The organism is Corynebacterium gottingense, assembly GCF_002285125.1.
Classification (GTDB): domain Bacteria; phylum Actinomycetota; class Actinomycetes; order Mycobacteriales; family Mycobacteriaceae; genus Corynebacterium; species Corynebacterium gottingense.
This window is the reverse complement of the sequence record NZ_NSGN01000005.1, coordinates 1-14,633: the sequence shown is the minus strand read 5'-3', so window position 1 is coordinate 14,633 and position 14,633 is coordinate 1. Positions and strand designations below refer to the sequence as shown.

Here is a 14,633-nt window from a genome sequence, read left to right as displayed (position 1 = left end):
GACCATAAGTCCTTATGAGGAAGGGCACGATTGAGTATCGCAGGGCGTCGATAGGCATGCTCCTCGTCGGCCTGGCGATCTTCTCCTCGCTCTACGCCACGCAGGCGCTGCTGCCCACGCTCACGCACGAGATGGGGATCGACCCGTCCACCGCCGCGCTCACCGTGTCCGCCGCGACGGGCGCGCTCGCGGTGTGCGTGGTGCCGGCGTCGATCCTGTCGGAAAAGTTCGGGCGCGGCCGCGTACTGGTCATCTCCGCGCTCGCCGCCACCGCGCTCGGGCTGACGTTGCCGCTGGCGCAGAGCATCGAGCAGCTCGTGGTGCTGCGCTCGCTGCAGGGAGCGCTGCTCGCGGGCACGCCCGCGGTGGCGATGGCGTGGCTGTCGGAGGAGCTGGACGAACGCGACCTCGCCGGCGCGATGGGGCTCTACATCGCGGGCACCTCGGTCGGCGGGCTGACCGGCCGCCTCATCCCGGCGTTCATGCTCGAGGTCACCGGCTGGCGCTGGGCGCTGGCCACGAGCGCCGCGGTGAGCCTCGCCCTAGCCGTCGCCACCGCCATCCTGCTGCCGGAGCAGCGCAACTTCCGCCCGAAGGCGTCGATCCGCCCGGGCGCCGAGGTCCGCGCCGTGACCGGCCACCTGCGCAACCCGCGCCTGGTCGGGCTGGTCGCCACCGCGTTCATCGCCATGGGCGTGTTCGTGTCCATGTACAACTTTTTCGGGTTCCGCGCCATCAATGATTTCGGGCTCGCGCCATCGCTGGCGGGCCTGACCTACGTGATGTACCTGTCCGGCACGTGGTCGAGCGCGAGGGCAGGCAGCTTTGTCTCCCACTTCGGCCGCGGCCGGGTCGTGCTCGCCGCCGCGGTGCTCATGCTCACCGGCGCGCTCATCGGGTCGAGCGGCAACCTCATCGTCACACTGGTGGGGCTGCTCCTCTTCACCGCCAGCTTCTTCGCCCTGCACTCCACGGCGTCGGGCTGGGTAGGGCTGATTGCGGAGAAGGACCGCGCGGAGGCGTCGAGCCTCTACGTGTTCTGCTACTACATGGGCTCGTCGCTGCTGGGGGCGGCGACGGGCCAGGCGTTTGAGGCGCTGCCGTGGGCGGGATTCGTGGCCGTGCTCGCGGCGATGCTGGGCGCGCTCATCGCCATCGCGGTCGCGCTCGCCGTGGCGGAGAAGCGCTCAGAGTAGCGGCAGGCCCGGCGCGCCCGCGTCGAGGAACTCGCGCACGGCGCGCGTGGCCCGGCAGTCGTCCTCGTTGTAGCGCAGCAGCGTCTCCCGCGCCGCCGCGCCGTCGACGCCGCCCTCCCGCGCGGCGCGGCGCAGCGCCACGGAGACCTCGCCGTCCACGTCGTCGTCCTCCCAGGTAAATCCCACCACCGGCCCGAGGACTTTGAGGCCCAGCCCGTCGGTGCCCACCAGGTGCGTGCGCACGTGCGCGAACACGTCCACCCACTCGTCGGAAGCGATGAAGGCCTGCACCTCGGCCAGCTCCACTGAGTCGAAGCGCTTGGCGGATGACTTCATCCAGTGGTTCTCGCCGCCCGCCGCGTAGCAGTAGGCCGCAAACGTCTTGCCCGCCGCGTGCGCCGCGTCGCGCACGCCCATCAGCCAGCGCCAGAACTGCGTGAAGTTGCGTTCCTCGGCCTCGCCGCCCACGTCGTCCCAAGTGGCAAACGCGCGGTACACCGCGCCGTCGTACGCGCCCCACAGGTAGGCGCCCTGGTCCAGGTACGCCTCCATGTCCACGTCGATCTCCACGTCGGCGCGCGGCACGCGGATCGGCCCCTGGCGCCGCAGCACCGGGATACCCTCGCGCCAGGAGCGGGCGATTACCGACGCCTCGCCGCAGGAGGCGTCGATAAGCTCCTGCACCGTGACGATCCCCTTGTCGCGCCACGCGTCGCCCCGGCCGCCGGAGAAGACGAGCGAGATGTCATCGAGCTCGCGCAGGCGCGGCTCGCAGAGCTGCCAGAACCGGCAGCCCGCGCACTGCTTGAGGCGCAGCGGCTCGTCCGGGATCGGTGCGCCGAGCGCGCGCAGCATCGGCGGCACGAACCGGGTGACCTCGCCGAGGTAGGCGCGCTCGCGGTCCTGGCCGATGCTCGCGCCGAGGCCGGTGGCGGACTCACCGAGCAGGAGTTCCGCCATGGCGAGGCGGTAGCCGTCGATGGTGTGGTGGCGCGGCTTGGCGCGCACCGCGAGCGGTTTGCCCAGCCCGAGCCGGCCGGTGGGCACCATCCGCGTGCTGGACTCCGGGTCCTTGCGCGCGACGCGGTGGTTGGACACGATGACGGGGAGGTAGCCGTCGTCGGTGCGCACGAGCACGTCGATCTCGTCCACCACGCGGATCCCCTCGAGTGTGCCGCAGAGGACCGCGCGCGTGATCAGGTGGGCGCCGCGGCGCATCGCCGCCCGCGTCTCCGCGTCGCGGCTGAGCAGCTCGGTAGGGGTCGTGGCCGACGGGAGGTCGACGCGGACGAAGGCTTTCCGGCGGCCGTCGCCAACCGCCCGCTTCGTGGGCAGCGCGGCGAAGACGAGTTCGCGGGCGGCCTCGAGCTGCGCTTGGCGGGACTCGCCGCTCGGGGTTGGACCGATCTCCGGGTGCGCCCAACGCTGGCGCAACCGGAACCTGCATCCCACGAGGTCCGCGGGGCGGACCTGAAACGGCTCATTCACAATATGGACCACATTACCTGGACGGCGGGTAAGATCGGGACAGCGAAAAACGACACGACCAAGGAGCACCACCCCAATGGGAGTTTTTGAAGCGATCCGCAAGGCCCGCGCGAGGACGAAGGCGGAGATCAAGGCCGCCGAGGCGCGCGCCCGCAAGATGGCCAAGGAGCAGGCGAAGGCCGATCAGAAGACGGCGAAGCTGCTGGACAAGGCAGAAAAGCGCCTGATCAAGGAGGAGAAGAAGGGCCTGAAGCGCAAGCGCAAGCACGAGAAGCAGCTGGCCGAGGCGCACCTGAAGCGCATCGAGCAGACCGGCTTTACGCAGAAGAAGGCGAAGCAGTGGGTCGGCGCGTCGCGCATCCTCGTGCCCATCCTGCTGCCGCTGGCGTACAAGGCGTACACCTCCTACCAGCAGAACCGCATGAACTCCCGCGCCGCCGATCTGGGCGTCAACCCGCAGGACCTCGCGCGCCACTCCGGCCGCGGCGCCGAGCTCAAGGCGCGTATTGACGCCCTGCGTACCTCCGTCGAGTCCGCCGACAACCTGCCGTCTGGCTTCTCCGGCGACGCGAAGGTGCGCCTCAACGAGCTGGCGCGCAACGTGCGCGACGCGGAGCACCTCAACCCGGAGCAGCGCCGCCTGGCGTACGGCACCGTGGAGGAGGAGCTGGACACACTCGGCGCGGAGATCGCCAAGAAGTCCCGCTAAGCCTCGGGGCTCTCGGAGCTCTTGGGGGTTACAGCACCCCCTGCTCGCGTGCCGACGCCACCGCCGACGTCCGCGAGCGCACCCCCAGCTTGTCGTAGATGTGCACCAGGTGCGACTTCACCGTTGCCTCCGACAGCATGAGCTGCTGGCCGATCTCCCGGTTCGAGGAGCCTTCGGCCACCAGCTGCAGCACCTCCAGCTCGCGCGGCGTAAGCGAGGACCGCGGTGCCCTGTCGCGCGTCTCCAGCTTGTCGCGCACGACCGGCGACAGTGAGGCGTCGCCGCGCGCGGTGGAGCGCACCGCGGCGAGCAGCTCCTCCGGCGGCGCGTCCTTGAGCAAGTATCCCACCGCGCCGGCCTCAATCGCGCCCAGGATGTCCGCGTCCGTGTCGTAGTTGGTCACCACCAGCACCTTCGGCGGCGTCACCATGCTGGAGCGGATCTCTGCCGTCGCTTGCGCGCCCGTGGTCACCCGCGCGCCCTCGGACCCGGCGCCGAAGCGCAGGTCCATCAGGATCACGTCGATGCCGCCCGCCTGCGCGGTCGCGATTGCGGCCTCGGCGGTCGCCACCTCACCCACGACGCGGATGTCCTCCGCCGCCTCGAGCACGGAGCGCAGCCCGAGCCGCACAATTTCGTGGTCATCGGCCAGCAGCACCCGGATCATCGTTCACCTCGTCCTTATCTTCGTCGATGCGGTTGGCCGCATCATTCTTTTGATTGACATTACTCGGTACCGCGACCGAAAGCGCCGTAGGTCCGCCCGGCGCGGACTCCACCACCAGCTCCCCGCCCAGCTCCGCGGCGCGCGAGCGCATCGCGTCCAGCCCCAGGTGCCCCAGCCCCGCGGGCTGCTCCGCCTGCGCCTCCGTGTCGAACCCCTGCCCGTTATCCACCACGTCCAGGCGCACCTCCCCCGCACCGTACGTCAGCGTCACCCGCATCCGCGTCCCGCCCGAATGCTTCACCGCGTTCGCCATCGCCCCCTGCGCGATCCGCAGCAGCCCGGCCTCGGTGCGCATCGGCAGCTGCTGCGCCTCCCCGTCCGTGTCGATCTCAATGCGCATGTCGCTCGCCGTCTCCAGGTCGCCCGCGATGCGGGTGAGGGCATCGCTTAACGACGTCTCACTCAACGGAGCCGGCGCCAACGCCGCGATCATCGCCCGCGTCTCCGCCAAGTTGTTGGACGCCGCCCGGCGCGCCGTCTCCATCCGCTTCAGCGGCGCCTCCAGCTGCTCGGCCGGGACGTCCAGGCCCGCGAGGTCCCGCTCGGCGGCGTGGAGCAGCATCTGGATCGAGGATAAGTTCTGCGCCACCGTGTCGTGGATCTCGTGCGCGAGGCGCTCGCGCTCCTGCGCCACGCCGGCGGCGCGCTCGGTGGCGACCAGTTTGTCGCGGGTGGAAAGCAGCTCGTCGATAAGCGCCTCCCGCTCCTTGCTCACCCGTCCGATGGTGGTGAACGCGTAGTTGATGGCCACCACGACCGCGGCGGAAAGGACCGGGCCGAGGACGCCGCCGAGGGTGAGCCCGCCCGGGATCTGGATGAGGACGGAGATGATGAGACCGGCGGCGACGAGGAGGAGGCCGCGCCAGTTGTTGAAGACGCGGAGGAAGACGAAGAAGAGGATGAAGACCCAGTAGACCGCGACCGGCGAGATGGTCATATCCGCGACCCACACCGCGGTAAGCGCGAGGCACCACAGGCCGCGCATCCAGCGGCCCCATCGGTGCATCTCCACCATGCCGTAGAACAGGACGAAGGAGAAGGAGGAGACCAGGAGGATCTGTAGCAGCGCCAGGTTGAGCGGCATCCGGGCCAGCGCGCCGAGGGAGACGAGCACGAGGCACACGGCGAGCACCGTGATGCCGGTGTCGAGCGCCTTGTTGTCCGGCACGTCTGCGGTCGGCTGCGCCGCGCTGGCTAGTCTAGAGCTCATGCGTTTGACACTACCCACTGTGTGGATGACCCCCGTGCTCGTGGCAACCGGTCTCGCGCTCGCCGCGTGCGGCAGCGGTAGCGAGGGCGGAGCAAGCATCGCGGGTGGGGAGCCAACGGAAGCGGCCGCGCCCGACTCCGGGCTGCCCGTCGAGGCGCTGCCGGCGACGGACCGCAACGGGTGGGTCGACTGCCCCTACCTGGATACGGAGTGGGTGGCGCAGACCAACGGGCAGCGCGTCACGGGCGTGGGCATCGACGAACGCTTCGACACGCCCGCCTGCCAGTTCTGGTCCTACCCGGAGGAGCCGCAGCTGACGGTGGTGGTGCGCCACATGGACAGCCCGGAGGCGGCGATGCAGGTGGTGGACTGGGCCACGCCGATCGCGTACACCTCGCCCGCGGACCAGCCGGTCGGGTGGAACGGCGGGCGACACGGCGGCGGCGAGGTCCCCGACCGGATCGGTGCCGCATACTCGGTGGCCAAGGGCTCTCACGCCGTCACCGTGTTTACCAACCAGGACGAGTCGGTGAAGGCACAACACGTGGCGGAGCAAGTCATCGCTACCCTGGGCCTGTGACCGAACACGTAACGCCCCCAGACCAGCCACTCGCAGAGATCATCGTCGCCGCAATCGTCTTCCGCGACGCGGAAGGGCGGGTGCTGTGCGTGCGCAAGCACTCCAGCCCTCGCTACCAGCTGCCGGGCGGCAAACTCGAGCCCGGCGAAAGCACCCTGGACGCCGCGCTGCGCGAGACGCGCGAGGAGATCGGCGTGGAGGTCGACCGCTCCCGCCTGAGCTACCTGGGCCGCTTCAGCGCGGAGGCGTCGAACGAACCGGGGCACACCGTCACCTCGACCGTGTACGTGCACCCCACTCCGCCCGCCGCGCCGGCGCCCGCGGCGGAGATCGCCGAGGCCGCCTGGATCGACCCGGAGGCGCCCGGCGACCGGCAGATCGCGCCCCTGCTCGCCTCGCGGATCTTCCCGGCGCTGCGCCCGCGCCGGCTGCGCGCCGTCACCGTCTTCGCCGGGGCCAACCCCGGCAAGCGCCCGGAATACCTCGAGCAGGGCCGCCTGCTCGGCGAGGCACTCGCCCGGCGCGGCGCTACCCTGGTCTACGGTGGGAGCAAGGTGGGCGTGATGGGAGCGGTGGCCGCGGGGGCGTCGGCAAGCGGCGGCTCCTCGCTCGGCGTGCTCACCACGCAGCTGGCCAACTACGAGCTCAAATTCGACGGGCTGGACCGGCTCGAGCTGGTCGGCTCGATGGCGGAGCGCAAGGCAATGATGAGCCAGCAGGGCGACGCGATCGTGGCGCTGCCCGGCGGGACGGGCACGCTGGACGAGCTGTTCCAGGAATGGACGAGCCAGCAGCTCGGGCTGCACTCCAAGCCAATCGGGCTGCTTGACAGCGAGTTCTGGCAGCCGCTGCTGGACATGGTGGACCACATGGTGCGCAACGGGTTCGTGCGGCAGACGGACCGCGACCACCTCGTCGTCGCGGACGACCCGGACGAGCTGCTGGACAGGCTGGAGCGGTGGGTGCCGCCGGTGCCGCGTTGGACGGACTAGACGGCGCTCGACGGCGCTAGACGGCGACGTCGTTGTACGGCATCATCGCCGAGATCCACGGGAACACGACCTCCATCAGCAGGAAGAACACCGCGACCAGGACGACGACGGTGATGAGGGCCTTGACCCACGTGTTGCCCGGCAGCTTGCGCCACAGGAATGCGTACATGCGCTACTTCACCTCCGACATCGCGCTCGGGAGGGTGTTGCCCTCCGGGTTCTTCGGCAGGACCTCGGTGCGCATCGCGTGGACCACCATGCGCTCCGCGTTGGAGAACTGCGGGTGGCAGGTGGTCAGCGTCATGATGCCCTCCATGCCGTCCACCACCTCCATGGACTTCGTCTCCGGCATCGGGTTGACCACGTCGATGTCGCCGGGCAGCGTGATGTGGCGTCCCTGCACCTTGCCGTAGTCGCCGGTGGCCACCCGCTCGTTCATCCCGCCCGGCAGGCAGTCCGCGGTCTCGGCGCGGCGCTCGTCCGGCTGCTGCGACATGGGGAGCACGCGGTAGGTCACCCACTGGGTCTGGGTTTCCACCACGATGGCGTCGCAAGCCTTGAGCCCGCCCAGGTCGTTGAAGGGCGCGCCCTTGCCCACGCGGTGGCCGGCGACGGCGAAGTTGCCGTTCTCGCCGGGCATCTGGGTGTCCGGGTAGCGGCCCGGCCCGACGAGCAGCTCCTGTTCCTGCACGCCCTCGATGATGGCGAACTCGTAGTCGGGGCCGAAGGCGGGGATGTACATGCGCGCGAAGGCGTCGCCAAGCGCCGGCGCTTTCGCTTCGCGCGGGTTGACCCAGCCTTCGCCCCACTGCAGCTCGAGCTTCTGCTGCGCCTCATGCTGCTTCTCGCCGGAGGCGATGTTGGTCCAGAACGACTCATAGAACGCGAACAGGAGGAGGAGGGCGCCTGCGGTGAGCAGGAGTTCTCCGATGACCTGTGAGGCACTGATGCGGTGAGGGGCTGCGGGCATGGCATAACATTAACTCACGACCGCTCGCGCGCGGCACTGCGAACGACGCTACGAAAGGGGCGCTTGCTCAGCATGCTGGAAATGTTGGTCTACCCGGTCTCTGCGGTGATTAAGCTGTGGCACTGGCTGCTTGCAGACGTCCTGGGCATGGGCCCCTCCGCCGCGTGGGTCGCCTCCGTGATTCTCCTCGTGGTCACGGTCCGCGCGCTCATCATGCCGTTTGCGCTGCAGCAATACCGCATCAGCCGCGTCGGCTTCCTGGTCAGGCCGCACCTCGCGCGCATCAAGGCGCAGTACGCCGACGCCACCTCGCCGGAGGCCATCGCCGCGGAGAAGCAGGCCATGAAGAAGGTCCAGGACGAGCACAACTACAACCCGCTCGCTGGCTGCATCCCGGCGCTCATCCAGTTCCCGGTGTTCATCGGCCTCTACCGCCTGCTGCGCTGGATGGCCGTGCCCACGGACGGCGACAACCACACCATCGGCATCCTCACCCCGCAGGACCTCGAGACGTTCCGGGCAGCTTCGCTTTTCGACGCCCCCCTCCCCGCCTACATGGCCATGCCCCCAGAACACCTCGCCGCTCTCGGCACCACGGAGGCGCAGGTGCGGGCCGTGGCCCTGCCCATGGTGATCGCCGCCGTCATTTTCACCTGCTCCAACCTTGCGATCTCGCAAATGCGCAACCGCTCCACGCTGGACTGGGAGAACGCAATGACGCGGAAGTCCTACGGCCTGCTGTGGTTGGCCATTCCGCTCGTCGCCCTGAGCCTCATCTCCGCCGGGCTCTCCGGTATCGTCCCGATCGCGGTGCTGCTGTACTGGGTCACGGGCAACCTGTGGACGATGACGCAGACGATCCTTTTCTGGGCCTGGACGGTCCGCCGCTACCCGGCGGAGGCGCTGCACCGCGAGTTCTGGGCGGAGACGAAGCAGAAGGCCGAGGAGCTGCGCGCCGCGCGCAAGGAGCGCACACGGTCGCGCCGCGCGAAGCGCCTGCGCGCGCTGCGCCACCCGGGAGAGGCGGGCGCGATCGCCCGCGAGCTGCGCGCCGAGAAGCGCGAGCGCAAGCAGGAAAAAGCGCGCGAGAAGCGGGAGCGCAAGGCACTCCAGAAGGCGCGCAACGAGGCGAGCCGCCAGCTCGCGCGGGACAAGAAGCGCCAGAAGCAGGATCAGATGGAGTAGTCCGCGGGCGGCGCGCCAAGCTGGCTTTCCGCCAGGTCGCGCGCCTTGCGCAGCGGTGCGACGTCGCGCAGCAGGCGCGCGCCCGACATCCCGCCGTCGAGGAAGATGAGCAGCTCGTCCGCCTGGTTCGAGGAGTCGTAGCCGTTCTTGTTGCTCAGCAGCTCCGTGAGGGTGTCGTGCATCCAGGTGCGGTGGTTCAGGCAGGTCTGCACGATCCGCTGCTCCGACTCGGTGTCGGGGCGCGGGTACTCCGTCGCCGCGTTGAGGAACGGGGAGCCGCGGAACTCGCGCTGCGGTTCCGCCTCGATGGCTATGTCAAAGAAGGCGAGGACCTTCTCGTCCGCGCTCGATGCTTTGACCGCGCGCTCCTCCCAGCGCTGCCGGTACTGCTCGTCCAAGCGCTCCAGGTAGGCGATGACCAGGTTGTCCTTGGAGCCGAGCAGGCTGTACAGGGACGCCTTCGCCACGTCGGCCTCCCGCAGGATCCGGTCGATGCCGATGACGCGGATGCCTTCCTCGGTAAAGAGTTTCGTGGCCGCGTCGAGGAGGCGCTGCCGCGGGCTCGGGCGGTTGCGGCGACGAGTCGTCGTCTTCTTTTTCGCCGTGCCACTGCTCACGTTGCGTCCTCACTTCCTCCGGTCATTGCATCTGGTCTCAATATAGACAAACCGGTACGTACATTCCAGTCGGCCGGGTATATCTTTCACCCCGCGCATGCGAAAGCCCCCGGCGGCGCCGCGGAAAGCCGCAGGCCGATCCGGGGGCGAATCGTGATCTCGCGCTACTTGCGCTTGTTGGTCACCGCGTTGATGATGCCAAGGAGGATCGCCGCGCCCAGCAGGCAGGTGAGGAAGCTGAAGAACCACCCGGCGCCGGCGACGTCAACGCCGAACAGGCCGAGGACCCAACCACCGATGAGGCCGCCGACGATGCCGACGACGATGTTCAGACCGATGCCCATCTGCGCGTCGCGGCCCTGCATCTTGGAGGCGATCCAGCCCGCGATGCCGCCGATGATGATCCAGGCGATGAAGCCCATAGACAGAGTCATAGTGAGAAAATTCCCTTCGTATTCGTGCGTACCTTCGTTCGCCCTCCCATTATGCCTGTCTTATATGAGGACCGCTAGACCTTACTCCTCCGGGCGGACCACCATCATCGGGCACGGAGCGGATTGCAGCAGCGCGCGCGAGGTGGAACCGAGCAGCATGCCCTTGAAGCCACCGCGGCCGTGCGAGCCCGTGACCAGGAGCTGAGCGCCTTCCGACGCCTCCGTCAGCGCTCGGACCGGACGGTCGCGGGTGATGAGGGTGCGCACCTCGACGTTGGGGAACTGCTCGCGCAGCGTGCCCAGGTACTCCTCGAGTTTGTCGGCCTTTTCCTTTTGCACGGCCGCCCAGCGGTCATCGTCCACGGCGAAACCGGCGCCCGGCGCCTGCACCTGCGTATCGATCCAGGTGTGCACCGCTACGAGCTCCGCCTTGCGAGCGTTCGCCTCCTCAAAGGCGTACTCGACGGCACGACGGGACACCTCAGAACCGTCGACGCCGACAACAACCGGGCCGTACTTGTTGGCGTCGGTGACGTTGTTGTCCTCGCGCACCACCACGACCGGGCAGGACGCGTGGGAGACAACAGCGCCGGAGACGGAGCCCAGGACCATGCCGGACAGGCCGCCCAGGCCGCGGGAACCCATGACCACCATCGTGGAGCTACGCGACATCTCCAGCAGCATGTCAATCGGGGAGCCCTCGGCGACGGCGTGACCGATCTTGATGTCCGGCGCCACCTCGAGGGCGATGTCGCGGGCCTCGTCGATCTTCTTCAGGGTTTCGCGCTGGAGATCGTCGAAAAGCTCTTGCGGCGGAACCATACCCTCCGCGTAGAGAAACTGGGGCATGGTGTAGCTGGAGGCCAGACGCAGCGGGATGCCTCGCTTCATGGCGGTGTTCGCCGCCCAGCGCACCGCAGTCTGCGATGCGGGGCTGCCATCCACGGCGACAACGACGATGTCTTCGCGGTCTTCCAGGTTTTCTCGTTCTTCGCGGCTCATAGCCTCCGCCCTTTCGATTGGGGAACTGGTTATATCCTCAGTGTAGCGCGGTGGCGGGGGTGCAGTCGCCGTTACTGCGGAATCTCAACCTTCTCGGCGGCGTCCGCGTTGGCGGGGAAGAAGACCTCGTACAGGAACCTGAACAGGTCAGCGATGCCCTTACCGATCCCCTCGGAAAAGAACTGCAAAATTGGGTCTAGCATTGCTCCAATGTCCATGCCGGATACGCTACTACATACTATGGCCCGCAAAAAGAGCACGCTCGCACCGCCGTTGCCCCCGCGCGACGGCCTCGGCGCTTCCCGCGTCCGCGTGCCGGAGACCGACGCGCCGCTCACCGCCTTCGAGTTCCTCGCGGAAGTCATCGCGAGCCAGCGCCACCGCCACCCCGAGGACACCCCCGACGCCGTGGCGCGCCGCTTCGCCGACGGCGAGGTCGTGCTGCGCAGCGGCCAGCCCATCGCCGCCGACCGGGTTCTCGCCCCCGGCACCGACGTCTTCTTCTACCGCCGCCCCGCCCCGGAGCGCGAGGTCCCGTACCGGATCACGACAGTGTTCGAGGACGACGACATCCTCGTCATCAACAAGCCGCCCTTCCTCGCCACGATGCCGCGCGCCGCCCACATCACCGAAACGGCCACGGTCCGCCTCCGCCGCGCGACCGGCAACGAGGAGCTCACCCCGGCGCACCGGCTCGACCTCATGACGTCCGGCCTCCTCCTCTTCACCAAACGCCGCGAGCTCCGCGGCCCCTACCAGGAGCTTTTCGCCCGCCGCGAGGTGCGCAAACAGTACACCGCCATCGCGCCGCACCGCCCAATCTCGCCCACCACGTGGCGCCACCGCATCCACAAAGTCACCGGCGACGTCGCCGCCAGGCTCGTCCCCGGCACGCCCAATGCCACCACGCACGTCACGCAGATTTCGCTTATCGACGCCCCCTTGTCCCCCTCCCTCGCCACCACCTATTCCACCCCAGAGCCGCTGGCCAGCTACCTCCTCGAGCCCGTCACCGGCAAGACCCACCAGCTGCGCATCCAGATGTGCGCCGCCGGTGCCCCAATCCTTGGCGACCCCATCTACCCCACCATTCGCCCCTTCGGCACCGAAGACTTCTCCCGACCGATGCTGCTCACGTCCGTCTACCTCGGCTTCACCGACCCGCTCTCCGGCCGGGAACGGGAGTTCCGAGCTGAGGCGTGGCTGCCGGGGGCAGGGTGGCGCCTATAAGCAAACCGCTCCCACGCCGCGCGCTGCTGCTTGCCTTGCGCGACGAGCTGCGCGAACAGCTCGTCCTCGGGCGCCTCGTCCGCGATCTGCGCGAGCCGCTGCACCATGCGGCGGAACTGGCGCCGGTACGACAGCGAGAGGACCTGGCGCGCGTACTCGGCGGCGAGCAGGTCGTTCGCCTGGAGGCCGAGGAGCGTGGCCATAAGCTCGGTGGTGTCGCGAGTAGTCATCCCGTCTTTCGCGCCCTTGGCGCTCAGCGTCGCGATGACCGTCGCCGAGTCCGTCGGGCGGTCCTCCGCGGCACGCTCCTGGATCGCCCTGAAGATCTTGGCGTAGTTAGGGCGGTAGAAATCTCCCGCCTCGACGATGTTGAGGGCTTCTTTGACAGTCAGGAGATCACCGCGCTGACCTGCCCACAAAAGCGCGGAGAGGAGGAGCGCCTCGCTGTCGTGCCGAGGGTTGTAGGGAGGAAAGTCCGGGTCGAGATCGGGGTGCCCCTCCGTCTCGACCTCGGTGTAGCGGCGCTGTTGATCTGCCATGCCACTCCTTTCAGCTAGTTGACTATTCGCACATACTAGCGGATGGAACGGAGTGGTGCGCGGCTACGGAATAAGCGCGGTAACTTTCGCCGGAAGCATCGGCGCGATCTGCGGCCACGCGGCACCGACTACCCCGCCGACGACGAGAAGCGCGAGAAGCGTGGGCCAGAGGATCATCGCCGGCATTGGGGAGCCGTCAGGGTAGAACAGTCCTGATTGCCACTCAGACTCGTCGTAAGAGAGGTTGCGCCCCTTGATGCACGCACGCAGGCCCGGCGCCAGGTAGGACCCCGCTCCGTTTACCTCGAGGTAGTCATCAATCCCCTCCGAGGAACCGGTGGTAGGGCGTTTTCCGCCCTTGTCCAGGTAGGCCTTCTCCTTAGCGATGATCCGGTCGAGCTCCTTCTGCGCCTGAGCCTTCGTCATAGTACGGGTGCGCACCTTCGTATAGCCAGTACCCAGGTCGCCGGAGTAGTTGAAGGTGCACTTGTCCCCCTTCACGATGACTTCGGAAGCCGCCGACTCGAGAGGTGCTGCAACCACTCCGGCAGCGGCGAGCGAGGCGGCGAGGGCGATGGACGTTGCGCGGATCTTCGGGGCACTCATTGTGGTCTCCTTGTGTTGTACTGCACTGCTGCTGCCAGACTGGGGGCGAACTGGGGGTTTGAGCACAGCATAATCAAGAACCGTTAACGCGGGGTGGTTTTCGAGGCTGTTGTGTTGATAGGGACCGAAAGTTGCCGGCGCACCCCTGGCAGGTGAGATCATATTCTGCGGTGGCGGGGTGGAGTGAGTGGTTGCCGGCTCGGGGTGGCCTTCGTCTGGCTCGGTGTTTCGGTGGGGTGTGGTGTCGGGTGTTTGACGAGAATGACGTGAGTTTCACCGTCGCTATGTGTGTTTGACGAAAAGGGGGTGACGAATTCACGCAGGCCCCTCGTCTCGCATCTTCGTCACGGAGACCTCGTCAAATAGCCGCCTAACTGACTGCACGCGGGGTTGGGCGGTGCGCCAGCACGCGTGAATCGGGGGGGCAGCAGCAACGCCGGGCGATCATGCAGAGAGGATAACCGCGAAGCCTTTGCCCGAATATTCAACCGGGTGGCACTCTGCGACGCCAGCGTAGGCACCACGGCGGTCCACGCTCCCCATTTACTCTGCGGTGGCAGAGTAAAGCCCCCGGCACGGCCACAGCTTGGTCTGCGATGGTTGTGAGACTTCGGCGCGGGCTGCGTTATATGGAGCTAGCTCCATTTGTACGGTGGCGCCGGTAAAAGCCGTGGTCGCATCCGTCTGGCAGCCGCAAATGGAGCTAGCGCCATGCGCGCTCGGCTCACCGGGAAAAGCCCAGGTCGCATGTGTCCGGTCGGTGTAGATGGAGCTAGCGCCATGTGCGCACGCCTCGTGGGTCGGCCGAGACGTCGCCATTGATGCCCGTCACAGACGGCAGCTGACAACGGCTACTCCCCGGTGGCAGGTTACGCGTCTCTGCGGGCCAGGCTCCCCCCCCCACCCTGCTACGCACACACGAAGAAGCGCCCCGGCCACAAAGGGCGGTGCGGATCAACACATGATCCCACCACCCCCGGGGCCGGGGCGCACACAATTATTCAATTATCTCTCATGTTTAGGGTCGGCGGTAACCTACTCTCCCACACCCTCCCGAGTGCAGTACCATCAGCGCGGGCGGGCTTAGCTTCCGGGTTCGGAATGGGACCGGGCGTTTCCCCGCCGCCATCAACCACCGACACACCCAA

17 protein-coding genes and 1 rRNA gene are annotated in these 14,633 nt (G+C 68.0%); 6 read left to right on the top strand and 12 right to left on the bottom strand.

The window, feature by feature from the left end; genetic code table 11:
- Positions 1–14 precede the first annotated feature (14 nt).
- A complete protein-coding gene (locus CKJ82_RS06050) occupies positions 15–1,196 on the top strand; it encodes an MFS transporter (RefSeq protein WP_240510706.1) in 1,182 nt (393 codons plus the stop codon).
- Here the strand turns inward: CKJ82_RS06050 and CKJ82_RS06045 are convergent.
- Positions 1,188–2,684, bottom strand: coding sequence for a TM0106 family RecB-like putative nuclease (locus CKJ82_RS06045; protein ID WP_240510705.1), 1,497 nt, complete (start codon positions 2,682–2,684; stop codon positions 1,188–1,190). The two genes, CKJ82_RS06050 and CKJ82_RS06045, sit on opposite strands and share 9 nt — an antisense overlap.
- Before the next feature lie 76 nt (positions 2,685–2,760).
- On the opposite strand from CKJ82_RS06045, the gene CKJ82_RS06040 reads away from it, so the two are divergent.
- Positions 2,761–3,393 (top strand): DUF6474 family protein, encoded by a 633-nt coding sequence (locus tag CKJ82_RS06040; protein ID WP_095537430.1) that lies wholly within the window; start codon positions 2,761–2,763, stop codon positions 3,391–3,393.
- A gap of 28 nt (positions 3,394–3,421) precedes the next feature.
- Here the strand turns inward: CKJ82_RS06040 and CKJ82_RS06035 are convergent, their stop codons facing one another.
- Both CKJ82_RS06035 and CKJ82_RS06030 read right to left on the bottom strand, forming a co-directional pair.
- Positions 3,422–4,060 (bottom strand): LuxR C-terminal-related transcriptional regulator, encoded by a 639-nt coding sequence (locus tag CKJ82_RS06035; RefSeq protein ID WP_095537429.1) that lies wholly within the window; start codon positions 4,058–4,060, stop codon positions 3,422–3,424.
- Positions 4,035–5,330, bottom strand: a complete 1,296-nt coding sequence (locus tag CKJ82_RS06030; protein ID WP_095537428.1) for a sensor histidine kinase — start codon at positions 5,328–5,330, stop codon at positions 4,035–4,037. Before CKJ82_RS06030 ends, CKJ82_RS06035 begins: the two co-directional genes overlap by 26 nt.
- Here CKJ82_RS06030 and CKJ82_RS06025 point away from each other — a divergent pair.
- Both CKJ82_RS06025 and CKJ82_RS06020 read left to right on the top strand, forming a co-directional pair.
- Positions 5,329–5,910, top strand: coding sequence for a DUF2020 domain-containing protein (locus tag CKJ82_RS06025; RefSeq protein WP_095537427.1), 582 nt, complete (start codon positions 5,329–5,331; stop codon positions 5,908–5,910). The genes CKJ82_RS06030 and CKJ82_RS06025 overlap by 2 nt on opposite strands.
- Positions 5,907–6,902 (top strand): TIGR00730 family Rossman fold protein, encoded by a 996-nt coding sequence (locus CKJ82_RS06020; RefSeq protein ID WP_095537426.1) that lies wholly within the window; start codon positions 5,907–5,909, stop codon positions 6,900–6,902. Before CKJ82_RS06025 ends, CKJ82_RS06020 begins: the two co-directional genes overlap by 4 nt.
- A 16-nt stretch (positions 6,903–6,918) precedes the next feature.
- Here the strand turns inward: CKJ82_RS06020 and CKJ82_RS11800 are convergent, their stop codons facing one another.
- Both CKJ82_RS11800 and CKJ82_RS06010 read right to left on the bottom strand, forming a co-directional pair.
- The gene (locus CKJ82_RS11800; RefSeq protein ID WP_095278866.1) at positions 6,919–7,071 is read right to left on the bottom strand and encodes a hypothetical protein; all 153 of its coding nucleotides are present in this window, start codon (positions 7,069–7,071) and stop codon (positions 6,919–6,921) included.
- Between the two features lie 3 nt (positions 7,072–7,074).
- Complete coding sequence (locus CKJ82_RS06010) at positions 7,075–7,872, bottom strand: class E sortase (protein ID WP_095537425.1); 798 nt, start codon at positions 7,870–7,872, stop codon at positions 7,075–7,077.
- Positions 7,873–7,944: 72 nt separating this feature from the next.
- Between CKJ82_RS06010 and yidC the strand changes: the two genes are divergently transcribed.
- Positions 7,945–9,057: a membrane protein insertase YidC gene (gene yidC, locus CKJ82_RS06005; RefSeq protein WP_095537424.1), complete on the top strand. Its 1,113-nt coding sequence runs from the start codon at positions 7,945–7,947 to the stop codon at positions 9,055–9,057.
- Here yidC and CKJ82_RS06000 read toward each other — a convergent pair.
- The 4 genes from CKJ82_RS06000 to CKJ82_RS11795 all read right to left on the bottom strand — a co-directional run bounded on the left by CKJ82_RS06000 (position 9,045) and on the right by CKJ82_RS11795 (position 11,328).
- Complete coding sequence (locus CKJ82_RS06000) at positions 9,045–9,674, bottom strand: TetR/AcrR family transcriptional regulator (RefSeq protein WP_095537423.1); 630 nt, start codon at positions 9,672–9,674, stop codon at positions 9,045–9,047. The genes yidC and CKJ82_RS06000 overlap by 13 nt on opposite strands.
- A gap of 164 nt (positions 9,675–9,838) precedes the next feature.
- The gene (locus CKJ82_RS05995; RefSeq protein WP_095537422.1) at positions 9,839–10,108 is read right to left on the bottom strand and encodes a GlsB/YeaQ/YmgE family stress response membrane protein; all 270 of its coding nucleotides are present in this window, start codon (positions 10,106–10,108) and stop codon (positions 9,839–9,841) included.
- 81 nt (positions 10,109–10,189) lie between these two features.
- Positions 10,190–11,110 carry a universal stress protein gene (locus CKJ82_RS05990; protein ID WP_095537421.1) on the bottom strand — a complete coding sequence of 307 codons (921 nt, stop codon included), beginning with the start codon at positions 11,108–11,110 and terminating at the stop codon, positions 10,190–10,192.
- Positions 11,111–11,181: 71 nt separating this feature from the next.
- Complete coding sequence (locus tag CKJ82_RS11795; RefSeq protein WP_165765395.1) at positions 11,182–11,328, bottom strand: hypothetical protein; 147 nt, start codon at positions 11,326–11,328, stop codon at positions 11,182–11,184.
- On the opposite strand from CKJ82_RS11795, the gene CKJ82_RS05985 reads away from it, so the two are divergent.
- Positions 11,264–12,340, top strand: coding sequence for a pseudouridine synthase (locus CKJ82_RS05985; protein WP_369825033.1), 1,077 nt, complete (start codon positions 11,264–11,266; stop codon positions 12,338–12,340). The two genes, CKJ82_RS11795 and CKJ82_RS05985, sit on opposite strands and share 65 nt — an antisense overlap.
- Here CKJ82_RS05985 and CKJ82_RS05980 read toward each other — a convergent pair.
- The 3 genes from CKJ82_RS05980 to rrf form a co-directional block, all read right to left on the bottom strand.
- On the bottom strand, positions 12,253–12,879 hold the full coding sequence (locus tag CKJ82_RS05980) for a DnaB-like helicase N-terminal domain-containing protein (RefSeq protein ID WP_095537420.1): 627 nt from the start codon (positions 12,877–12,879) through the stop codon (positions 12,253–12,255). The genes CKJ82_RS05985 and CKJ82_RS05980 overlap by 88 nt on opposite strands.
- 63 nt (positions 12,880–12,942) lie before the next feature.
- Positions 12,943–13,485, bottom strand: a complete 543-nt coding sequence (locus tag CKJ82_RS05975; protein WP_095537419.1) for a hypothetical protein — start codon at positions 13,483–13,485, stop codon at positions 12,943–12,945.
- 1,022 nt (positions 13,486–14,507) lie between these two features.
- Positions 14,508–14,625, bottom strand: a 5S ribosomal RNA gene (gene rrf, locus CKJ82_RS05970).
- Between the last annotated feature and the right edge of the window lie 8 nt (positions 14,626–14,633).